The 17,859-nt window shown below is 70.3% G+C and carries 12 protein-coding genes and 1 pseudogene; 8 read left to right on the top strand and 5 right to left on the bottom strand.

Features of this window, described 5'->3' with window-relative positions:
- Positions 1 to 705 (bottom strand): ABC transporter ATP-binding protein, encoded by a 705-nt coding sequence (locus tag ACIQOE_RS37895; protein WP_401416508.1) that lies wholly within the window; start codon positions 703 to 705, stop codon positions 1 to 3.
- A gap of 97 nt (positions 706 to 802) precedes the next feature.
- On the opposite strand from ACIQOE_RS37895, the gene ACIQOE_RS37890 reads away from it, so the two are divergent.
- From ACIQOE_RS37890 to ACIQOE_RS37880, 3 genes are all read left to right on the top strand, one after another.
- Entirely contained in the window at positions 803 to 1,432 is a 630-nt protein-coding gene (locus ACIQOE_RS37890) for a PadR family transcriptional regulator (protein WP_401416506.1), read from the top strand.
- Positions 1,433 to 1,651: 219 nt separating this feature from the next.
- Positions 1,652 to 3,253: a DUF4157 domain-containing protein gene (locus tag ACIQOE_RS37885; protein ID WP_365577245.1), complete on the top strand. Its 1,602-nt coding sequence runs from the start codon at positions 1,652 to 1,654 to the stop codon at positions 3,251 to 3,253.
- A 111-nt stretch (positions 3,254 to 3,364) separates the two neighbouring features.
- On the top strand, positions 3,365 to 3,952 hold the full coding sequence (locus ACIQOE_RS37880; RefSeq protein ID WP_401416504.1) for a hypothetical protein: 588 nt from the start codon (positions 3,365 to 3,367) through the stop codon (positions 3,950 to 3,952).
- 75 nt (positions 3,953 to 4,027) lie between these two features.
- Here ACIQOE_RS37880 and ACIQOE_RS37875 read toward each other — a convergent pair whose 3' ends face one another.
- Positions 4,028 to 7,240 carry a CHAT domain-containing protein gene (locus tag ACIQOE_RS37875; protein WP_401416502.1) on the bottom strand — a complete coding sequence of 1,071 codons (3,213 nt, stop codon included), beginning with the start codon at positions 7,238 to 7,240 and terminating at the stop codon, positions 4,028 to 4,030.
- 306 nt (positions 7,241 to 7,546) lie between these two features.
- Between ACIQOE_RS37875 and ACIQOE_RS37870 the strand changes: the two genes are divergently transcribed.
- The 5 genes and pseudogenes from ACIQOE_RS37870 (at position 7,547) to ACIQOE_RS37850 (ending at position 12,951) form a co-directional block, all read left to right on the top strand.
- Positions 7,547 to 7,777: a CATRA system-associated protein gene (locus tag ACIQOE_RS37870; protein ID WP_401416500.1), complete on the top strand. Its 231-nt coding sequence runs from the start codon at positions 7,547 to 7,549 to the stop codon at positions 7,775 to 7,777.
- Positions 7,770 to 9,278, top strand: coding sequence for a CATRA conflict system CASPASE/TPR repeat-associated protein (locus ACIQOE_RS37865; protein ID WP_401416497.1), 1,509 nt, complete (start codon positions 7,770 to 7,772; stop codon positions 9,276 to 9,278). Before ACIQOE_RS37870 ends, ACIQOE_RS37865 begins: the two co-directional genes overlap by 8 nt.
- 43 nt (positions 9,279 to 9,321) lie before the next feature.
- The gene (locus tag ACIQOE_RS37860; RefSeq protein WP_365564524.1) at positions 9,322 to 10,272 is read left to right on the top strand and encodes a hypothetical protein; all 951 of its coding nucleotides are present in this window, start codon (positions 9,322 to 9,324) and stop codon (positions 10,270 to 10,272) included.
- Positions 10,273 to 10,669: 397 nt separating this feature from the next.
- Positions 10,670 to 11,499 (top strand): annotated as a pseudogene (locus ACIQOE_RS37855) (IS5 family transposase).
- Positions 11,500 to 12,228: 729 nt separating this feature from the next.
- A complete protein-coding gene (locus tag ACIQOE_RS37850) occupies positions 12,229 to 12,951 on the top strand; it encodes a hypothetical protein (RefSeq protein WP_401416494.1) in 723 nt (240 codons plus the stop codon).
- Positions 12,952 to 13,183: 232 nt separating this feature from the next.
- Here the strand turns inward: ACIQOE_RS37850 and secD are convergent, their stop codons facing one another.
- The 3 genes from secD to ACIQOE_RS37835 all read right to left on the bottom strand — a co-directional run bounded on the left by secD (position 13,184) and on the right by ACIQOE_RS37835 (position 17,597).
- A complete protein-coding gene (gene secD / locus ACIQOE_RS37845; protein ID WP_401416491.1) occupies positions 13,184 to 15,412 on the bottom strand; it encodes a protein translocase subunit SecD in 2,229 nt (742 codons plus the stop codon).
- Positions 15,413 to 15,981: 569 nt separating this feature from the next.
- The gene (locus tag ACIQOE_RS37840) at positions 15,982 to 16,647 is read right to left on the bottom strand and encodes a response regulator transcription factor (protein WP_365564514.1); all 666 of its coding nucleotides are present in this window, start codon (positions 16,645 to 16,647) and stop codon (positions 15,982 to 15,984) included.
- Entirely contained in the window at positions 16,644 to 17,597 is a 954-nt protein-coding gene (locus ACIQOE_RS37835; protein WP_401416489.1) for a HAMP domain-containing sensor histidine kinase, read from the bottom strand. The genes ACIQOE_RS37840 and ACIQOE_RS37835 overlap by 4 nt, the downstream gene beginning before the upstream one ends.
- Positions 17,598 to 17,859 lie beyond the last annotated feature (262 nt).

Below are 17,859 nucleotides of genomic sequence, written 5' to 3'. Positions count from 1 at the left end.
TCACGGGCGTAGGCCCCCCAGCCGGTGCAGCACATCGCCGGACGGCGCGACCCGCTGGTCCGAGGTGATCCTGCCGTCCTGCAGCCGCACCACGCGATCGCCGTTGGCGGCGACCTCCCCGTCGTGCGTGGCGATCAGCATCGTCATCCCGTACCGCTCGCGCAACGACATCAGCAGGTCGATGATCTCCCGCCCGATGACGCTGTCCAGGTTGCCCGTGGGCTCATCGGCGAGGAGCAGTCCCGGCCGGTTGATCAACGCGCGTGCGACGGCGACGCGTTGCTGCTGGCCGCCCGACAACTGCGAGGGCAGGGCGTCGGCCCGCTGGTCCAGGCCGACGGCTTCGAGCAACTCCATGCCGCGGGCACGCCGGTCGAAGTCCACTCTGCGCGGCAGGACGGGGGCCAGGACGTTGTCCAGCGCGGTCAGCGCGGGCAGCAGGTGGAAGCGCTGGAAGACGAAGCCGATACGCCGCCGGTGACGGTCCAGGTCCCGAGGTACCAGTTTCGCGCCGTCGATCTCGACGTGACCCTCGTCCGGCCGGTCCATGCCGCCCGTCACGTGCAGGACGGTGGATTTGCCGGCGCCGGACGGCCCGGTCAGCATCACCACCTCGCCGGCCGCGACCTCCAGGTCGACCTCGTCCAGAGCGGTCAGCCCGGGATACCGGCGGCTCACCCCGCGCAACGCCACGCTCACAGCCATTGATGCAGCCTCGCCCTCATACATCGCGGCACGTACATCGCCGCACCTGCATTGCGACAATTCAGGGGTATGTTGTCACAATGTAGAAGGGACGTATATGCCGATCCACCACGCCGTGCTCGCGCTGCTGACCCAGCGGCCGAACCACGGATACGAACTCAAGGCCCGCTTCGAGGAGGCCATCGGCCCGCAGTGGGGTGGCCTGAACATCGGTCACCTCTACCAGATCCTCGAACGGCTGGTCCGGGACGGCTATGTCTCACGCTCGCAGGTCACGCAGACCGACCGGCCGGACAAGAATCTCTACACGCTCACCGAGGCGGGCGAGGCCGAGCTGCGCACTTGGGCGACCACCGCCTGGGTGCGCGTCGGCGGATTCCGCGACGAACTGTTCCTGAAGCTCCTCGGCGCCTCCGCCCTGGGCGCACAGGCGCTGACGATGCTGATCGAGTCGCAGCGGCAGACGTACCTGTCCGAACTCGCGGGCCTGGCACAGCAGCGCCGCGCCCACGCCGCCGAGCCGCTGGTCGCCGTCCTGATCGACGCCGCCATCGCGCACACCAAGGCCGACCTCGGGGTGTTGGACAGCGCCGCCCGGCACCTGGGCCCGCTCGCCACGGCACAGGGCGCGCAGGCGTCGGAGCGCTCACCCTCGCAAGTGCCCAGCGAGATCGACACGTTCGGGGGTCACGAGGGGACGAGAGAGGACCGTTCCGAGTCCGCCTAGTGCTTGTCCGGCGCATCATGAGGCCGAACGGGTATGGGAACACTGCCCGTTGGGGCACTGCTCCGCGCAAGGTCTGCCCGGCAGGCCCTTGTGGCGGATCGGTGTTCTGAGTAGAAAGCCCAGGTGCACTTCGATCACGGCAAAGACTCGGTAGGGGCCGAAGGCGCGAACAGGCGTTCCGCCTCTCCGCCCGCGCCCGCGACCGCCCCGCTCTCCTCCGTGGAGGCCCTGCAGACGGCGGCGGGGAATGCCGCGGTCACCCAGGCGATCCAGCGGTCCATGGGGGTCCCGCAGGACACGGTGGGCAACGCTGAGCTGAGCCGGGCGATCCAACGGTCGCTGCACGAGCACGGCCCCGCCTGCGGGCATGACCAGCCCGTCGTCCAACGCCGGACCACCCTCTTCGACGCCCAACGCACCCCTGGCCGCCCGCTGTCGCCCCACATCCAGAAAAAGGCCGAGCAGGCCTACGGCATGCCGTTCAGCCATGTACGGGTGCACGACGACCCGGTGTCACAGCAGTCGGCGGAGCAGATGGGCGCCAGCGCCTACACCAGCGGCCCGGACATCTTCATCGGTACGAAAGCCGTGGACGACGAGACGATGTACCACGAGCTCGACCATGTCCGTCAGCAGGCACTGGGCCCGGTGGCGGGAACGGACGACGGAACGGGCGCGAAGGTCTCGAACCCGCGGGACGCGTTCGAGGTCTCCTCCGCCGCGAACGGCCGGCGAGTGGCCCGGGGTGAGGCACCCGATCTCACGCTGCCCGGCTCGCACGGTCACGGAGGGGCCGTGCAGCGCGCCGCCGCGGAACCGGTCGTACAGCGCATGGAGGACCCGCGCGGCCGCAGGGACAGCAGGGACTACGAAGCCGACGAATCAGGTCCCGAGCGGGGCAACGGCCAGGACTCCGACAGCTCCCCGGAGCGCCGCGAGCTCCGCGAACAGATCCGGCGTCAGATAGAGGGCGGCGCGGACCTGGACGAGCTCGCCGAGAGAGCGAACAGGTTCGCGGGAGAGGCCGTGCCATTTCGCCGTGTCAGGCGGGTGCTCCCGGAATCCGAATCCGATTCGCCTTCGCCGGAGAGAGCCGCGCAGCCCCCGGCGCGGGAGCGGTTGGCTCTGGTTCGAGAGCCGATGCCCACCCTGCCGGAGAGCACCGCTCTGGCGCCCCTGCGCGAACTGTTGATGCACGACCTACGGGACGAGAATCTCAACAAGAAGCTGAAGGTCACGTTCAACGTGAGCTCGGACCGCACCCTGGCCGGCGGTCACGCCTGGATGGAAGTGACCGGGTCCGAGGGGAAGCGCGTCACGTTCGGTTTCTTCCCGGTTGACCGTACTATCGCGGCCCTGGGCAACATGCCCGGCGGCGTTCGGTGTCCCGACCCTGTTGCCGTCAAGCATTCTCCCACCGACCACGAGTCGAAGAACGTGCCTCTGCGGGACATCATCAAGGGCTATCAGCTCGTCCACGACAGGGCCCAGGAGAACTACAACTTCACCCTGCACAACTGCACGACCTTCGCCAGCGACGTGTGGAAGACCATGACCGGCAAGGCCATCCCCGCGGACTTCTTCACCGCGGTAGGCCTGCTCAGCCTGGCCATCTCGACGCCCAAGGCCGCCGCCGAAGGGTTGGAGGGCCACCAGGAGCAGCGGACCAACAACCGCAGAGAGCGCGTGCTTCCTCTCGCACAAGGTCCCGTACGCGGCGTGATTCCTGGCTCCGGCACCGCGGAGGAGGTCGCCGACCGGCTCGCCCGCGCACGGCAGTCCCAGACCAGCTCGTCCGAATCCACCGAAGAGGTGGACTGACGGGTACTGCGGGTGCGGCTGCGACCACTCCCGCCCGAGCACCGGCCAAGACCGCGCGAGCGAAGCGGGCACCGCCGATCGTTGTCAGCGCCGGGTGGCATGATCCGCACCATGGATCTCCCCCTCGTCCTCGCCGGCCTCGACCAGGTGTCCTGGTCGCAGCTGCACCACGCCTACGGCTCCGCGGAAGACGTTCCCGCGCTGCTGCGGGGTCTCGCGTCCCTGGAGGAGGAGACTGCCGAAGAGGCGGAGCAGGAGTTGTGGAGCAGCATTGTCCACCAGGGCACGGTCTACACGGCGACTGCGCCGACGGTGCCCTTCCTGGCGCGGCTCATCGCCGAGGGGGTGCGGCGTAATGCCCTGGTGGGCATGCTCGGTGTCATCGCCGCGAGCGTCGACGAGCACGATCTGCCGGTTCCCGGCGCGCCCCGCGACGCCGTCGCGGCACAGCTGGGGCTGCTCCTGCCGCTGCTCGCGGACGACGATCGCGAGGTGCGGCGGATCACGGTGTGGACGGTGGCCCAGTGCCGACGCGCGGCCGGCGCCGATGCGCGCACGGCGCTGCGAGCCCGCCGAGTGCCAAGCGGAGTCGGTCCGGTCTGCCGACGTCAGCAGCGCCCCGGTGCCGTCACGGGCGACGGGGATGGCTCGGCTTGGGTGCCGCGTTCGCGCACGAGGGAGTCGAGGGCAGCCGTGTAATCCGGGACAACGCCAGGGGGCGGAGGCAGCCAGCGGCGGTTCGTCAGAGTGCGGGCACCCAGGCGGCAGGGGCGGTCATGGGCCCCGGTGGTGGTAGGGGGCCCACCGCGAGGGGCGGTCCAGCCGATCCTGCCGGGCCATGCGCACGGCATGGTCCAGCGCGAACGCCACGTCGTCGTGCCGGACCACGCCCTGTGGCAGGGCCGAATAGAAGTCCTCCGCGATCTCCGCGGCCGTGTCGCTTCGCACGGGCCACTGGGTGGCGACGACATGGGCGTAACCGGCGGCCTGGAGGGCCCCCGCGACGTGCGAGGCCTGGTCGATGAGTTCGGGACGCCCTCGTGCGGTCGAGCAGGCGGACAGGTAGGCCAGCCATCGGCGCTGTCCCGCACCCACTCGCACGAGGTCCCCGAGCCCGATCGAGCCGCGGGCGGCGTGATCGTAGGGCACGAGCCCGGCGGTGTCCGACCGCGCGGTGGGCGGGTCGGCATGCCCGGCGTAATGCAGCCAGTCGGCTGAGCGCAGCCGTTCCAGCACCTCGTCCCGCGTGGCCCGTTCCCCTGGCAGGTCTGTGGTGGACCGGTCGGCTGCCCACGCGAGCGCTGCGTCGGCCTCCTCCCGGGTGTGGGCGAGCGGCGCGCGACCCGGCGTCCGGGGAAGGCTGACGGTGAGCAGTCCCTGCTCCGGACGAAAGGGGGGTGCGGTGCGGGCCGACGCGAGCGCCGAGAGGCTGGTGGCGTAGGAGGAGACCACGCGGTCGAGCGCCGCCAGGCGCTGCCCCGGCCGGGCGGCTCTCGCTGTTGGATGGGCGGCGGCGGCGTGCAGCGGCAACAGGCCGAGCCGGCCGACCGGGCACCACCAGAGTCGGGGGCGCCCGTCGGAGGCCCGGGCTAGGGAGGAATCCTCAAGTAGTAGGCGGACCTCTGGATAGTCCAGAACCGGCTGGACGATCGTCTTCCACAGGAAGATGCACATCCGGGTCAGCGAGTTCTCCGCGTCGCTTCGTTCCTGCAAGGTCGACGCATGGGAGCTGGCCGCGCGCAGCGCCTCGTCGAACTCATTGATCTCCAGCGTCAGCCGGTCCGCCGTCAGGTACGGGAGCGGCACCGAGGTGAGGGCCCCCGCGTGCACGACCACAGCGTACGAGCCGAAGACCGAGCAGAACGGGACGACGACCGGTCCGGAGACGGAGAGCAGCTCAGGGCCGCTGAGAGGGAGCATGAAACGGCGCAGCGGGTCGAGGGTACGGACCCCGCCGAGAATCTCCTCGCGCTCCGCCACCAGGGCGCGGTGGCCCGTCATCCGTGCCACGGCGTCGGGATGCGCGAGGTCCGCCGGTGGGGGGCCGAGGTCCGCGAGACGCCGGTCGACCGCCGCCAGCCGGTCGGCGAGGTTCTCGTCCAGCGCGGTCAGCTCGGGCATCCGGTCGCGCAGGCCGAGTCGTTCGCCGGTCAGCAGCGCTCGGCCTGACTCGGCGTGTTCTAGCGCGGTACGGGGTGTGCCGCGCCGCATCCCTACGGCCGCCGCGTTGGCCGGGAGGTCCGGCGGTGAGTCGGCCAGTAGTGTGTCGCGGTCGGCGTGTTCCAGACCGGCAGCCACGCCTGAGAACAGTTCCAAGGCCGCACCGAAGGCGTGGCTGGCCTCCTCCCACTGCTCGACAAGGCCGGCGCAGAAGCCGAGGCTGAACCAGCGGGCCAGGCGCCGTGCAGGATGTGCCGGGCGGCCCACCGCGGCGCGGCGCAACGGCAGCGCCTTGAGCAGCAGGGCGTGCCGGAGGGCGATCTCGCCCGGGGTGGGATGAGCTGCCAGAGCGCGCAGTTCCAGCAGAGCGGCGAGTTGATCGCGTGCGGCGTCCGCCCCCGGCAGGCCCTTCGCCTGCAGCCGCTCGGTGTGCGGCTGCTGGAGCCCGAGGGCCGCCTCGATGTCGACGAGGGCATGGGTGTGTTTGGCCCTGCGCACCGCGAGCGCGGCCCGCAACGTCTCGACGAGATCATGGAGTTCCGGCCTGTCCTGGACCTGGTCCAGTAGCTGTGAGGCCTGATCGGCCGCCTTGCTGTGGTCGGCTGGCGAGCGCAGATAGAAATCCGTAAGCGCTGCCGCCCGGAGAACCGCGAGGAATCCGCCGTCCTGTGCCTCCGGCGGCAGCTCCGCCAGCAGTGCTGCGGCCTCCCGCGCGCCGGCGTCGTGGAAGCTCAGGGTGTGCAGGCTGAACCTTTCCCGGGGGCCGGCGTCGCGGGCGGCTCCCTCGTAGAGCAGCGGTATGCCCTCGGCGAAGCTCCGGTCGCCGGTGTGGTTGCCGTGGAGCGTGAACAGCTCCGCGAGCCTGCGGAGCGCGACGGACCGATTGAGGGAGCCAGCTGGGGTCAGGGACACGGCGCGGCTTGCGTGGTGGAGGGCGCGGTCGAGCAGGAAGGCGTGCGACGGGTCACGGGCGTACTGCGCCGCACGCAGGTCGGAGAGCGTCGCCTGGATGCCTGCCCGTTCCTCGGCCGTGACGACGGGCAACCCTTCGGCCTCGCGGATCAAAGCGGCGGCCTCGTCCAGCAGTGCCCGGGCGTGCCCCCGAACCCCGTCGGACCGGAGACACCGCTCGGCGAGGGTTAGGAGGGCCGTGTGCCGGCCGGGGTGTCCCGGCGGTGCGAGCGCGAGGGCCTGCCGTGCCGCCTCCATCGCCTCGTCTGCGGCCGCGCGGTGCCTTCGGTGTAGGAAGCCCTCTCGGAGGAGATCGGAGAGATTGCACAGGTGACGCGGGAGGGCGTCCGGGCCCGCCAGCGCCACGGCGTCACGCTGCACCGCGATGGCCCGGTCGAGGAATCCCAAGTCCCCCGTGGCCGTGGCGTACCGAGCGAGGGCGCTTGCCTGGCTGTTCGTGATCTCGGCTCGTCCGGCACGATCGCCTTCGGGAGCGTCGGCAGCGGCCTCCTCCAGCAGCCGCGCCGCCCTCAGGACTGGCGCTATGTCGTGGAGACTGTGTTCATGGCGCTGGAGGAGGGCATTGGCCAGATCGTGCACCACCTTGTAGCGCTCCGGCTGTAGCCGGCCTTTCTCGACCGCTGCTTGCAGGTCGGAAATCGCCGCGTCGAGGCCGGCCGGGTCGAGGGTGACCGCGTGCAATCGCCGCCAGAGGGTCCCGCGTCGCGCCAGCGCGGCCCAACGCTGGGTGGCCCATTGGGGAAGCTCCCCCAGCATCTCGTCGAGGAGGACTATCTTCGCTCTTAGTCGAAGAACCTCGTCAGCGTCCTCGGCGGATTCCGGGCCACCCGGCACCGGCTCCGCGTGAAACTCCATCGAGCCCCTCCCCGCCTGCCGCCCCCTGACGCGTGGACGCCTCTCACCGAGCGCACCGCGCACTTCGAGTATGGCGGGTGCATCAAGTACCGCCTTGGAAATATCCGTTGTGGGGGAGAAGTAACCCTGTGTCGGCTATGCTGCCGTGCACTCCCGGGCGTAGGCCGCACACGGGACGCAAGGCGGGGGGCTGCCAGGTATATGCCACTAGGCGAGGTTACGAACGGTTCGTCCGGTAAACGTGTATTGCGCCGGGCGCAGAGGCTTGTCAAAAGCATTGATGCCGCGGCACGTCCCGTGCGGAATGTGAGCTGGCAGCAGATCGAGACGTCACTGGCCACTCTGGATGTGGCGCTGCGGCACGCGGATCTGGCCGGGGTCGAGGTTTCGATCACGCTCCTGAGCGACCTGCTCAGCGCCGAGGTGCGGGCGGACGGACCGCCCGCGTCGGGTGAGCCACCGCCCCCTGAGGTGCTGGAGCGTGTGCCCCGGTTGCTCGACAAGATCGGCCGGCTGATGGGCGCCCTCGATGCCTGATGGCTCCCGAATCCCCCGGATCAGCGAGCTGGTTCTCGTCGTGCACGGCGTTGTTCAGGTGGCTCGTGCTGGTGACGGTGAGACGCCCGGTGGGAAGCGCCTCGCCGCCTTGTGGCGGGCCTGCGGCGCGTTGGGCATGACGGGGCCGGCCGGTGACGATCTGCCGGACCTCACGTCCGCCGAAGCCGCCTGGCGGATCAGGGCGGAGCGGCGCGGTACGAGTGCCGCGGCAGGGGATCGCGCGCTGCTGTGGTCCCGCGGACAGCTGGCTGGCCTCTCCGTCCGGCTCACGCCGGGACCGATGGAAGACGGTGCCGCTCTACTCGCGCGCTGGGAGGGCGCGACCGGCCAGGCGACCCCGGACGAGCGGGTACTCGGAGAGGCGATCGTCCTGTGTGCGGTGGGCCGGCTGGCGCGGCGCAGAGACGGGCGGACCGGGGCGCGCGTAGTCGCGCTGACGGACCGGCTCGGACTGCCGCCCGTAGGGCTCGAGGCGTGGGGCCGTTTGGCGGACGGAGTGCTGTTGTGGGAGCCGGGACCGGCCGGGCGGTGGCCGCGCGAACGGCGTCTGGTGGCGCTCGCGCCCCCCGGTCGGCGTCCGGACGCCGCGTTCTGGAGCGAGTACGGCGCTGCCGATCTCGCCCCGACCGCGCTCCACCTGATGCACGCGGCGCAGGCCCGGCATCACCTTCACGTGCTCGGCACCCAGCGCGGTGCTGTGGAAGCGGACTACATGGCCCTCGGGAACGCGACGGACACGTTGGGCCGATGGCACGCGCGGGCCCTTTCCACCGCCTCGCCGCTCGGACGGCTCACCGAGGAGATGGCACGCGCCATGGAGCGACTGCGAGGGGACACGCACACCCTGGCCGCAGCACGGGCGGATCTTGCGACCCTTGCCCGCTCTGGTGATCTGATCCTCGCCAACCTCCGCGCAGCAGTCCCCCCGACACCCGACGAACGGCCCGGCTCACCCCTCGCGCGCGATCGCGTCCTCGCCGCGAGCCTTGCCGAGACGGCGGGAGACCTCGGACGGGATGTCGAGGAGACCCTGGAGCGCGCTCGCTCGGTCATCGACCTGGCCGGAGGCTTCGTCGCCGCCGAGTCCGAGCGGAGGCGGGCGCACGGCGTGACGGTGCAGATGTCGGTCATCGCCGGCATTGTGATGCTCTTTGGCGCGGTCCAGGCATTCCAGTTCCGTATCCACCTCGCGCCCGTGCTGGCGGCGCCGCTGATCTGCGCGGCGGCTTCCGTGGCCCTCGCCGCGCCAGCCGGCATCCAGCGGTTACTGCCTGGCGGCCGTCCGCCGAGCGCTCCTCTGCTGTTCGATTCCGTCACGCTCGGCACGGTGGCCGGCACCTGCTCCTGGCTGCTGTGTACGTTCCTTGGCCATCTGGACGGGCAGGGGGCAGCGCCGGCGGTGCTGTCGCTGACGGCCGGGCTCTGCATGGCGATCGTCGTGACCGTCGTTTCCGCATACGCCTTCCGTCGCGCGCGCTGATGATCCGGCGCGCAAGGTGTCCCGCCTCCCAGGAGTGTGACCTGTGCTGAACTTCCTCTTCCTCGTCGTAGTCGGCGGTTTGCTGTGGCTGGTGGTGGCCGTCGCCCGCAAGGTCTGGTCTCCCGCGCGGTTCGGCGGGGCGTCCCAGCCCGCGCTCGACCCGCGGCTGCGCCGGGCCCTGCTCGTGGACGACCCCCGACAGCGGCGGCTGCTGCTGAAGTGGCAGGAGGATCTTCTGGAGCACCTCCGCGATGGAGAGCGGATCACCGCCGTGGTCGCCGAGCAGAAGGTGGGTTCCCGGGTAGCCGTCGTCACGTCGCGCCGACTGCTCATCACAGAAGGCGGGTCCCGCATGCGCGTGTACGAGCGGGAGCGCATCTCAGGGACGCGGCTCGGAAGCCTGCCGGGTGGGGACGCGCTCACGTTCGTGGACGGACCCGGAAGGTCCCTTCGGTTCGCCGAGATGGGCACGGCGAACGCACTGGCGCTCGCCATCGACCGCATGGTGGAGGGTCCCGCGACGGTCCCGGAACGGCCGTCCCGCACTACTCCGGGTCGGGCGTCCGCCGTGCCCATGCCGCCGAGAGACATCCCGGCACTGCTTCCGGAGTTCTATCAGCGAGTGATGTTCGCGACCGGCACGCCATACACCCCCGAGAACACGGTCGCGCTCATCGAACTGGTCGACCGCGAACTCTACTTCCACGCCGTCCTGTGGTTCGACATGACTGACGACGCGGCGGCCCGCCGGGAGTTCGACGCTCGCTTCTCCGGCGGCGGCCCCGATGACGACCGGCTCGTCCACCTTCCCGACGACATGATCGACTTTCTGCGGGCGCGTGTGCCGGGCGCGCGGGGTCCGTTGCGGGACATCGTGCGCGAGTTGGAGGACGTCCTGTCCGGCTCGGCCAGCCCCTTGCATGAGCACGGGGCCAGCCTCCCGGCGGACCTGTGGTCGGACCCGCTGGTGCCGCCGAGGGCGCCGCGAGGGTGATCGGTACTGGGCCCCGGCGGACACATCCGACCCTGGATGTTGACGGCCCGCAGCGGTCCGGGTGCTCAGCGTACCCGCTGTATCCAGCCGTCGGGGTCGAGGCTGCGGCCGTGCTGCAGATTCGCCAGAGTGTGACGAGGCGTGGGTGGGTGAGATCATGCGTCTTTTACGGTCATCCGGTCGGTACTTCGGTTGTTGAGCGGCACTGTCCGGTGTGCGGAGAGGGGGAACACGTTTGAGTTGGTTGTCTACCGTCTGAAGGGGCTGCTCGCCGCAGATCGAGGAGCCCGAACTCCTCGTCCCCAGGGCGAGTCCTGGGTAGGCGCCTGGAGCGTGTCTCTCTGGTGGGCTCATCAGTTGGTCGGATGCGCCTGTCCGGTTAGTGATCACTGATGCGATGTGGGATCGGATCGAGACGCTGATGCCGGCCGATCCGGTCCGCGGACGGCGGTGGGCCGATCACCGGTGCACGCTCGAGGCCGTCGCGTGGAAGTACCGCACCAACTCGCCCTGGCGAGACCTCCCCGACTAGTTGGGCTCGTTCCAGACCGCTCACAAGCGGCTGATCAGGTGGGCCGTCGACGGCACGTGGGAGAACATCCTCGCCGCCGTCCTCGCGGCAGCGGATGCCGTCGATGACATCGGGTGGACCGTGTCGGTCGACTCCACCGTCGTGCGAGCCCACCAGCACGCCGCCGGAGCACTCAAAAGGGGGCCGAAGGCCGCAACGAGCCGGCCGACCACGCACTCGGACGCTCCCGTGGCGGGCTGAGCACCAAGATCCACCTGGCTGCAGACGGCCACGTACGACCGCTGGCTCTGGCCGTCACCGCAGGCCAGGCCGGTGACGCCCCTGCCTTCGAAACAGTCATGGCCCGCATCAGGGTGCCGAGAACCGGCCCCGGCCGGCCCCGGACCCGTCCGACCATGGTCCTGGCCGATCGCGCCTACTCGTCCCGCGCGATCCGCAGCCACCTGCGCCGCCGGCAGATCCGCGCGGTCATCCCGCAGCCGTCGGACCAGATCGGCCATCGTCTGCGGCGGGGCCGCCAGGGCGGGCGCCCGCCCGGCTTCGACGCGGATGCCTACAAGCAGCGCAACACCGTCGAGCGGTGCATCAACCGCCTCAAACAGTGGCGCGGCCTGGCCACCCGAACCGACAAACTCGCGATCGCCTACCAGGCCGCACTCCACCTCGCCGCCATCCTCATCTGGACACGACGCTGACCAAAGAGACAGAACCTAGATGGCCGACGGCGGGGAAGGTGCCGCTCCAGCTGATCGCTGGCGCGATTCGACCAACCGAACAGCGTGTGGCCCAAAAAGCCCACTCTGGCCTTACCCTCTACCAGATCCTGGACACTCTCCAGCAATCCTGAAGTGCTGGGCCGGCGTTTGCACCATCTGCCACAGGGTCGTGCCTGTCATGACACGCACGACACCAAGACCGAGATGGACCTACCGGAGTCCTATCGGTGCTGTGACTGGAAAGGCTCGCCGGGGTGGTAGTTGCAGCACGTGGATGGCGATGACGTTCGATCCGACGCTGGAGGCGTGAGTGGCTGATGCCGCGTGAGTGTGCAGATTGACCAACCAGGAAGAGCAGAAGCTGCAGCAGATCGCGCGCCGGAGCAGCGCCAACACCGTGGGCTATCGACAGGTGAGACCGCTCTGTCGGTGGCGCTGGACCAACCCCCGGCATGGCGGGAGCTGTTCTGGTACGCGCACCCCTGGCCATCAGAATGGCAAGGAATCTCCGCTGCAGTGGTCCGGATGGCAATGCCACCTTGGCAGGGCTTTTCCAGCGTTCGTTGACGGGCTGTGTGGCAGCAGTTTGGAGACCCGGCCGCAGACAGACCTGCAAAACGGTGAAGGTGACCCTGGGGCGAAAGGAGCGTCAGTATCGAACAGGGATGTCCACCCCGGCTGCCACGCGGGCGCTTTAATGCTCAGGTGGTGAACTGGACGCAGATGCACGACTGCTACGGGGATGTCGATCGAGTCCCCACACTTCTGGAACGGGTGGAGTTCGAGGACGACGCCGAAGCATGGGAAGAACTGGGATATCGGCTGGTGCCGGAACACGACCTTGTCTTCCCCGCCGGCTTTGCCGCCCTGCCGAGCCTGGTAGGTCTCGCATCGAGGAGCGCACAGGCGCGTGGACCGGCCGGGGCGATACTGCGAGGTGTGGCCGGGCACCATGGCTGCGACGATCTGCTGGCGGACTGCGCCGACGCGATCGCCGAGTTCCGCAAACTGCTGGACCGGCACCTGCAATCGCGACCGGTCGACTACTTAGAGGCATTCCTCGATCTACTTGCGGCAAGGGAGGAGTACCACTGGAGTGCCGTCCTGAGAGATTTCACGGACGACTTCTATCACATGGTCTGCCTCCATTGCGCCATGAAAGTCACGATCGCTATCGGGAACCACGGGCGCTATGCGGCGATCCGGGACTGGAACCTGGGCGATGTGAACCGCCGCGGCCTGCGGCCGGCGTCTTTGGAGGAGCTCTCCGGCACCGGCCGTTGGATGCACGAGACTGCTGTCCGCGACGGACACGAGGCACTCGCCGACGGAATCGCCCACCTCTTCGGCAAGGCCGAATGCCCACACTGCGCCAGCGTGTTCAACATCGCGGACGAGTATGCGTCCGCCAACCGCCCTGTCCTGCTATAGGCCAGGATGAATCGGAAGTAGATGGGGTGGGCTCAGGAGTGGAGCCGCAGCCAGATTGCAGTGACGGTCACCGTGCCGTGAAAGACGTAAGTTACGCCTCGCCACCGCTGAGGCGGTCCGCCGAGTGCCAGAACGCCCTTCGGCCGGGCGCGGGAAACAGCCATCGGCGCCAATGCATTCCTGTCATGACGCCGATGGCGACCCCGCCCCTCGGACAAGGGCCCGGCAACTCCTAAGCCCGACCGTGCAATTCCACCGCCAGAGGCGTCGCCGTGAACATGGAGGAGTAGGTGCCGACCGCCAGGCCGATCAGGAGGGCGAGGGCGAAGTCCGTCAGGGTTTCGCCGCCGAGGACGGCCAGCGCGGTGAGGATGAACGCGGCGCCCATACCGGTGTTGACGGTACGGGGCAGGATCTGGAGCAGTGCCCGGTCGGCGACCCGGGCGAAGGGCGCTTCGCGGTCGCGGCGGGCGAGTTCCCTGATCCGGTCGAAGAGCACGACGGAGTCGTTCACCGAGTAGCCGATGACGGTCAGGAGTGCGGCGAGGAAGACGCCGTCGATGGGTTTGCCGAGCCAGGCGAAGACGCCGACGAGGATCACGACGTCGTGTGCGAGGGCGGCCACCGCCGAAGTCCCCAGCAGCCAGCGGAAGCGGGCCGCCAGATAGCAGAGTTGAGCGACGAGGGCGACGGTCAGGGCGATGAGCGCGCCCTGGCACAGCTCCTTGCCGAGGCTCGGGCCGATGGTCTCGTCCCGGAGCAGATCGGCCTTGCCCGTGAGGGCGTTGACGGTTGCGGTGAGCGAGGCTGCCTCGGCGTCGGTGAGATGAGGGGTGCGGAAGGTGAGTTGGTTCTCGCCGGAGGCCTGGACGACGGCGCGGGGGAACCCGGCGTCGGCGAGTGCGGTCCGGGCCCGGTCGGCGTCGACGGGGGTGTCCGTGGCGTACTCGACGAGACGGCCCCCGGTGAACTCGACCCCGAAGTCGAGACCGCGCAGGGCGATGCCGGAGCCGGCCAGGACGAGCGCGGCGGCGGAGACGGCGAGCCAGCGGCGCGGGTGACGCATCAGGCGCGGATCCGCGCGGGTCAGCCGGTCACGGACGGCGCCGATGTGGGCGACGCCGGTGAGGCGGGGCCGACGGCGCACACCGCGACGGGCGACGGCGTACTCGGCGAGGGCGCGGGTGATGACGAGGGCGCTGACCATGGAGGCGAGGACACCGATGCCCAGGGTCACGCCGAACCCGCGCACGGGGCCGGAGGCGAGGAAGAACAGCAGTCCGGCGGCGATGAGGGTGGTGACGTTGGAGTCGGCGATCGCGCTGAACGCCCCCCGGAACCCGGCGCTGAGCGATGCCCGTGGGGTGGGGCGGGAGCGGGCGGCGTACTCCTCGCGGGCACGTTCGAAGACGAGGACGTTGGCGTCGACCGCCATGCCGATGGCGAGGACGAACCCGGCGAGGCCCGGCAGGGTGAGGGTGGCGCCCAGGGCCGCGAGGGCGGCGTAGGCGATGAGGCCGTAGCAGGCCAGTGCCACCACGGCCAGGACCCCCATGAGCCGGTAGACGACGATCATGAACAGCGAGGTCAGTGCGGTGCCGACGGCGGCTGCCCAGGCGCTGGCGGTGAGGGCCTCCGCGCCGAGGGTGGGGCCGACGGTGCGCTGCTCGATCGTCTCGACCGGCACCGGGAGGGCACCGCCGTTGATGAGCAGTGCCAGCTCGCGGGCCTCGCTGTCGTCGAAGGTCCCTGTGATCTGGGTGGAGCCGCCGCTGATGCCGGAGCCGCACGCGACGGACGGGTCGACCTGCGGCGACGAGACGATCTTGTCATCGAGCACGATGGCGACCCGGCGGGCCGGGTCCCCGTCCGGACGGCACGCGGCCTCACCGGTCAGACGGGCCCATCCCTCCTTACCCGGTCCCTCGAAGTCGACGGTCACATGCCATCCGGCGCCGCCCTGCCGGTCGAAGCGGGCGGTGGCCTTGTCGACGGCCTTGCCGGTCAGGGAGGCTGCCTGAAGGCGCAGGGCCTGGCCCGACTCGTCGGCCAGCACGAGCTGGTGGGGCCGTTCGGGCAGCGATTCGGGTGGGGTGGCGGTGTCGGCCGCCGTGCCCAGTACGTGGTGGAAGGTGAGTTGGGCGGTGCGGCCGAGGACGTCCGCCGCCTTGCGGGGGTCCTGCACGCCGGGCAGTTCGACGACGATCCGGTCGGTGCCGGAACGGGTGAGGGTGGGTTCGGTGACGCCGAGCGCGTCGACACGGCCGCGCAGCACCTCCAGGGTGCGTTCCGTGGCCTCGCTGTCGGCGTCGTCCGCGGTGGTGGGGCGGGTCTCCAGCACGAACTGGGTGCCTCCGCGCAGATCGAGCCCGAGGCGGACGGGCACGGTGAACGCGATGTACAGGGACAGTGCTACGGCGGTCAGGGCGATCAGCGCTCGAATGCGCGGGGATCGTTGCACGGCGGGCCTCCGGCAGACATGCCGCGGCCGACTCTGCGACCGCGGTCAGGGGAAGGAAGGGAGAGGTCTCGATACCGGAGGGGAAGGAGGTGCACGTGTCGCGTGACGGGTCGGCGGCCGCTCGGACGACGGCGGTCGCAGCGATGTCGGCGCGGGCCGGTGTGGACCCGCGGGTCCCCTGTGCGTGACGGCGGGGCCGGGAAGCAGTGGCGGATGACGCTCAGCGCTCGACTCGCGCTGGCCGCGGGTCGCGGTGGTGGACACGGCGGAGTCCGCGTCGTCGGCGTACGGGCGGTCGGGGGCCGACACGGACGCGGCGGCGGGCGGGGAAGCGCACACGGCGGCGAGCGGGGGCGCGGGCGCGGATGTGGCGAGCAGAGCAGTGAGGACGACCAGCAGGACGGCCCGCACGATGTCCCTGAGCAGGCCACTCGCGTATGGGGCCGTGGGCGTGCAGCGTGACATGCCCCGTCCCCTTCGCGTGTCGGTGCCGGTCGGCTGAGAGGGCCAGGAGGCCTCAAGGCACCGGCCGGGGAGTGGGCGGCCGGCGCCCTGAGGCGGTCGGTGGGTCAGGCCTCGATGAGGCCGACGCGGATGGCGTAGCGGGTCAGTTCGAGGCGGTCCCGCAGGCCGAGTTTGTGCAGCAGGTTCGCCCGGTGCCGGTGAACGGTCTTGATGCTGATGAAGAGCATCTCGGCGATCTCCTTGGAGGAGTGGCCCTCCGCCACCAGCTTGAGGACCTCCTCCTCGCGCGCGGTCAGCACCTGGTCGGGCACCTCCTCGCCGTGGCGGACCCGGTCGAGATAGTGCCGGATCAGCGCGGTGACCGCGCCCGGGTACAGGAAGGGCTCGTCGCGCATGGCGGCTCGGCAGGCGGCCACCAGGTCGCGGTCGGCCACGGACTTCAGCACGTATCCGCTGGCGCCGGCCTTCAACGCCTGGAAGAAGTACTGCTCGTTGTCGTGCATCGTCAGCATCAGCACCCGCACCCCGGGCTTCAGGGCGACGAGTTCGCGAGCGGCTTGAAGCCCGGTCATCCGCGGCATGGCGATGTCCAGTACCGCCAGGTCCACTTCGTGGGTGCGGGCCACTTCGATGGCCTCCGCGCCGTCACCGGCCTCGGCGACCACTTCGAGGTCCGGTTCCCGGTCGAGGATGAGGCGCACTCCGCGACGTACCAGCGCGTGGTCGTCGGCGAGGAGGACACGGATCACGGGATTGTCGGGTGCGGTCATCGCTGCTTCCTGGGTACGGGCACGGTCAGCCGGACGCGCGTACCGGCCCGGGGCTGGGAGGCGACGTCGAGCGTGGCCCCGATCAGCAGGGCCCGCTCACGCATGCCGCGGATGCCCGCGCCTTCGCGGGCTACGCCGGTGCCGCGGCCGTCGTCGGTGACGGTGAGCACCACCGCCTCGTCGGTGTGGTGCAGGCTCACCTCGACCTCGTGGGCCTCGGCGTGGCGCGCCGCGTTCGTCAGGGCCTCCTGGGTGACGCGGTACAGGACGAGTTCCGTCTGCTGGTCCAGCTCGGGCAGGCCGGAGCAGAAGCCGCGGACCACGCGCAGTCCCGCGTGGGTGGAGAACTCCGTGGTCAGCGAGGTCAGCGCACTGATCAGACCCAGATCCTCCAGCACCCCCGGCCGCAGTCGGCGGGCCAGCCGGCGCACCTCGTCCAGGCTGCCCCGGGTGATCTCCTGGACCTGCCGCAGTTCACCCCGCAGGGGCTCGTCCGCCTCGGCGGCGGCCCGCTCCAGGGCGAGCAGGACGGCCGTCATGGTCTGCCCGACCTCGTCGTGCAGTTCCTGCGCGATACGACGACGCTCGGCCTCCTGCGCGTTCAGGACCCGGGCACTGCTGGTGGCCCGCTCGCGCTCGAGACGCTCGATCATGGTGTTGAAGCCGCGGATCAGCTCGGCCGTCGAACCGTGGCCCTGATCCGGCAGCCGCTGCCCCGGGCGCAGCAGATCCACGGTGGTCATCAGCCGGGTGAGCCGTTCGAGCGGAGCCAGACCGATCCGCAGCATGGCCGCGTTCGTGACGAGCATCACGACCAGGCCGGCGACGAGGATCACCGCCTCGGTCAGCACCACCGGCACGGACACGGTCACCGGAGCCCACAGCAACAGCGCGGTGGCGCCGCCCAGCACGACCGCGTTGAGGGCGAAGATCCGCCAGAACAGTGACACCGGATGACGCCTCTCTTTTCGACACGGCCTTGTCTCCAGTGTCGGTCACCGCGCACCCTCGGCGGGAAGCGCGCTCATGGGCCCTGACCGGCCCACTTCCCAACCTGCCCGCCGCCGGACCTCACGTCTATGGGCTCCGATGCCCATATGGCGGACCTGGACTGCCCACGCCGCCGCGGCCCCGGGCCGGGCCGCAGATGGGCATCGCGCCCGATGGGTTTCGCGCCGTGCACCGGCCAGTCTGGAGACACCGGAGCACCAG

It is taken from the genome of Streptomyces sp. NPDC091282 (assembly GCF_044757385.1).
GTDB classification, from domain to species: domain Bacteria; phylum Actinomycetota; class Actinomycetes; order Streptomycetales; family Streptomycetaceae; genus Streptomyces; species Streptomyces gramineus.
This window is presented reverse-complemented; position numbering and strand designations above follow the sequence as displayed.

What these genes read in the sequence shown, in the direction of transcription:
- ACIQOE_RS37875 (WP_401416502.1), bottom strand. Translation starts at nt 7,240, where the DNA reads ATGGAGTTTCACGCGGAGCCGGTGCCGGGTGGCCCGGAATCCGCCGAG.
- ACIQOE_RS37880 (WP_401416504.1), top strand. Translation starts at nt 3,365, where the DNA reads ATGGATCTCCCCCTCGTCCTCGCCGGCCTCGACCAGGTGTCCTGGTCG.
- ACIQOE_RS37865 (WP_401416497.1), top strand. Translation starts at nt 7,770, where the DNA reads ATGCCTGATGGCTCCCGAATCCCCCGGATCAGCGAGCTGGTTCTCGTC.
- ACIQOE_RS37840 (WP_365564514.1), bottom strand. Translation starts at nt 16,647, where the DNA reads ATGACCGCACCCGACAATCCCGTGATCCGTGTCCTCCTCGCCGACGAC.
- ACIQOE_RS37895 (WP_401416508.1), bottom strand. Translation starts at nt 705, where the DNA reads ATGGCTGTGAGCGTGGCGTTGCGCGGGGTGAGCCGCCGGTATCCCGGG.
- ACIQOE_RS37890 (WP_401416506.1), top strand. Translation starts at nt 803, where the DNA reads ATGCCGATCCACCACGCCGTGCTCGCGCTGCTGACCCAGCGGCCGAAC.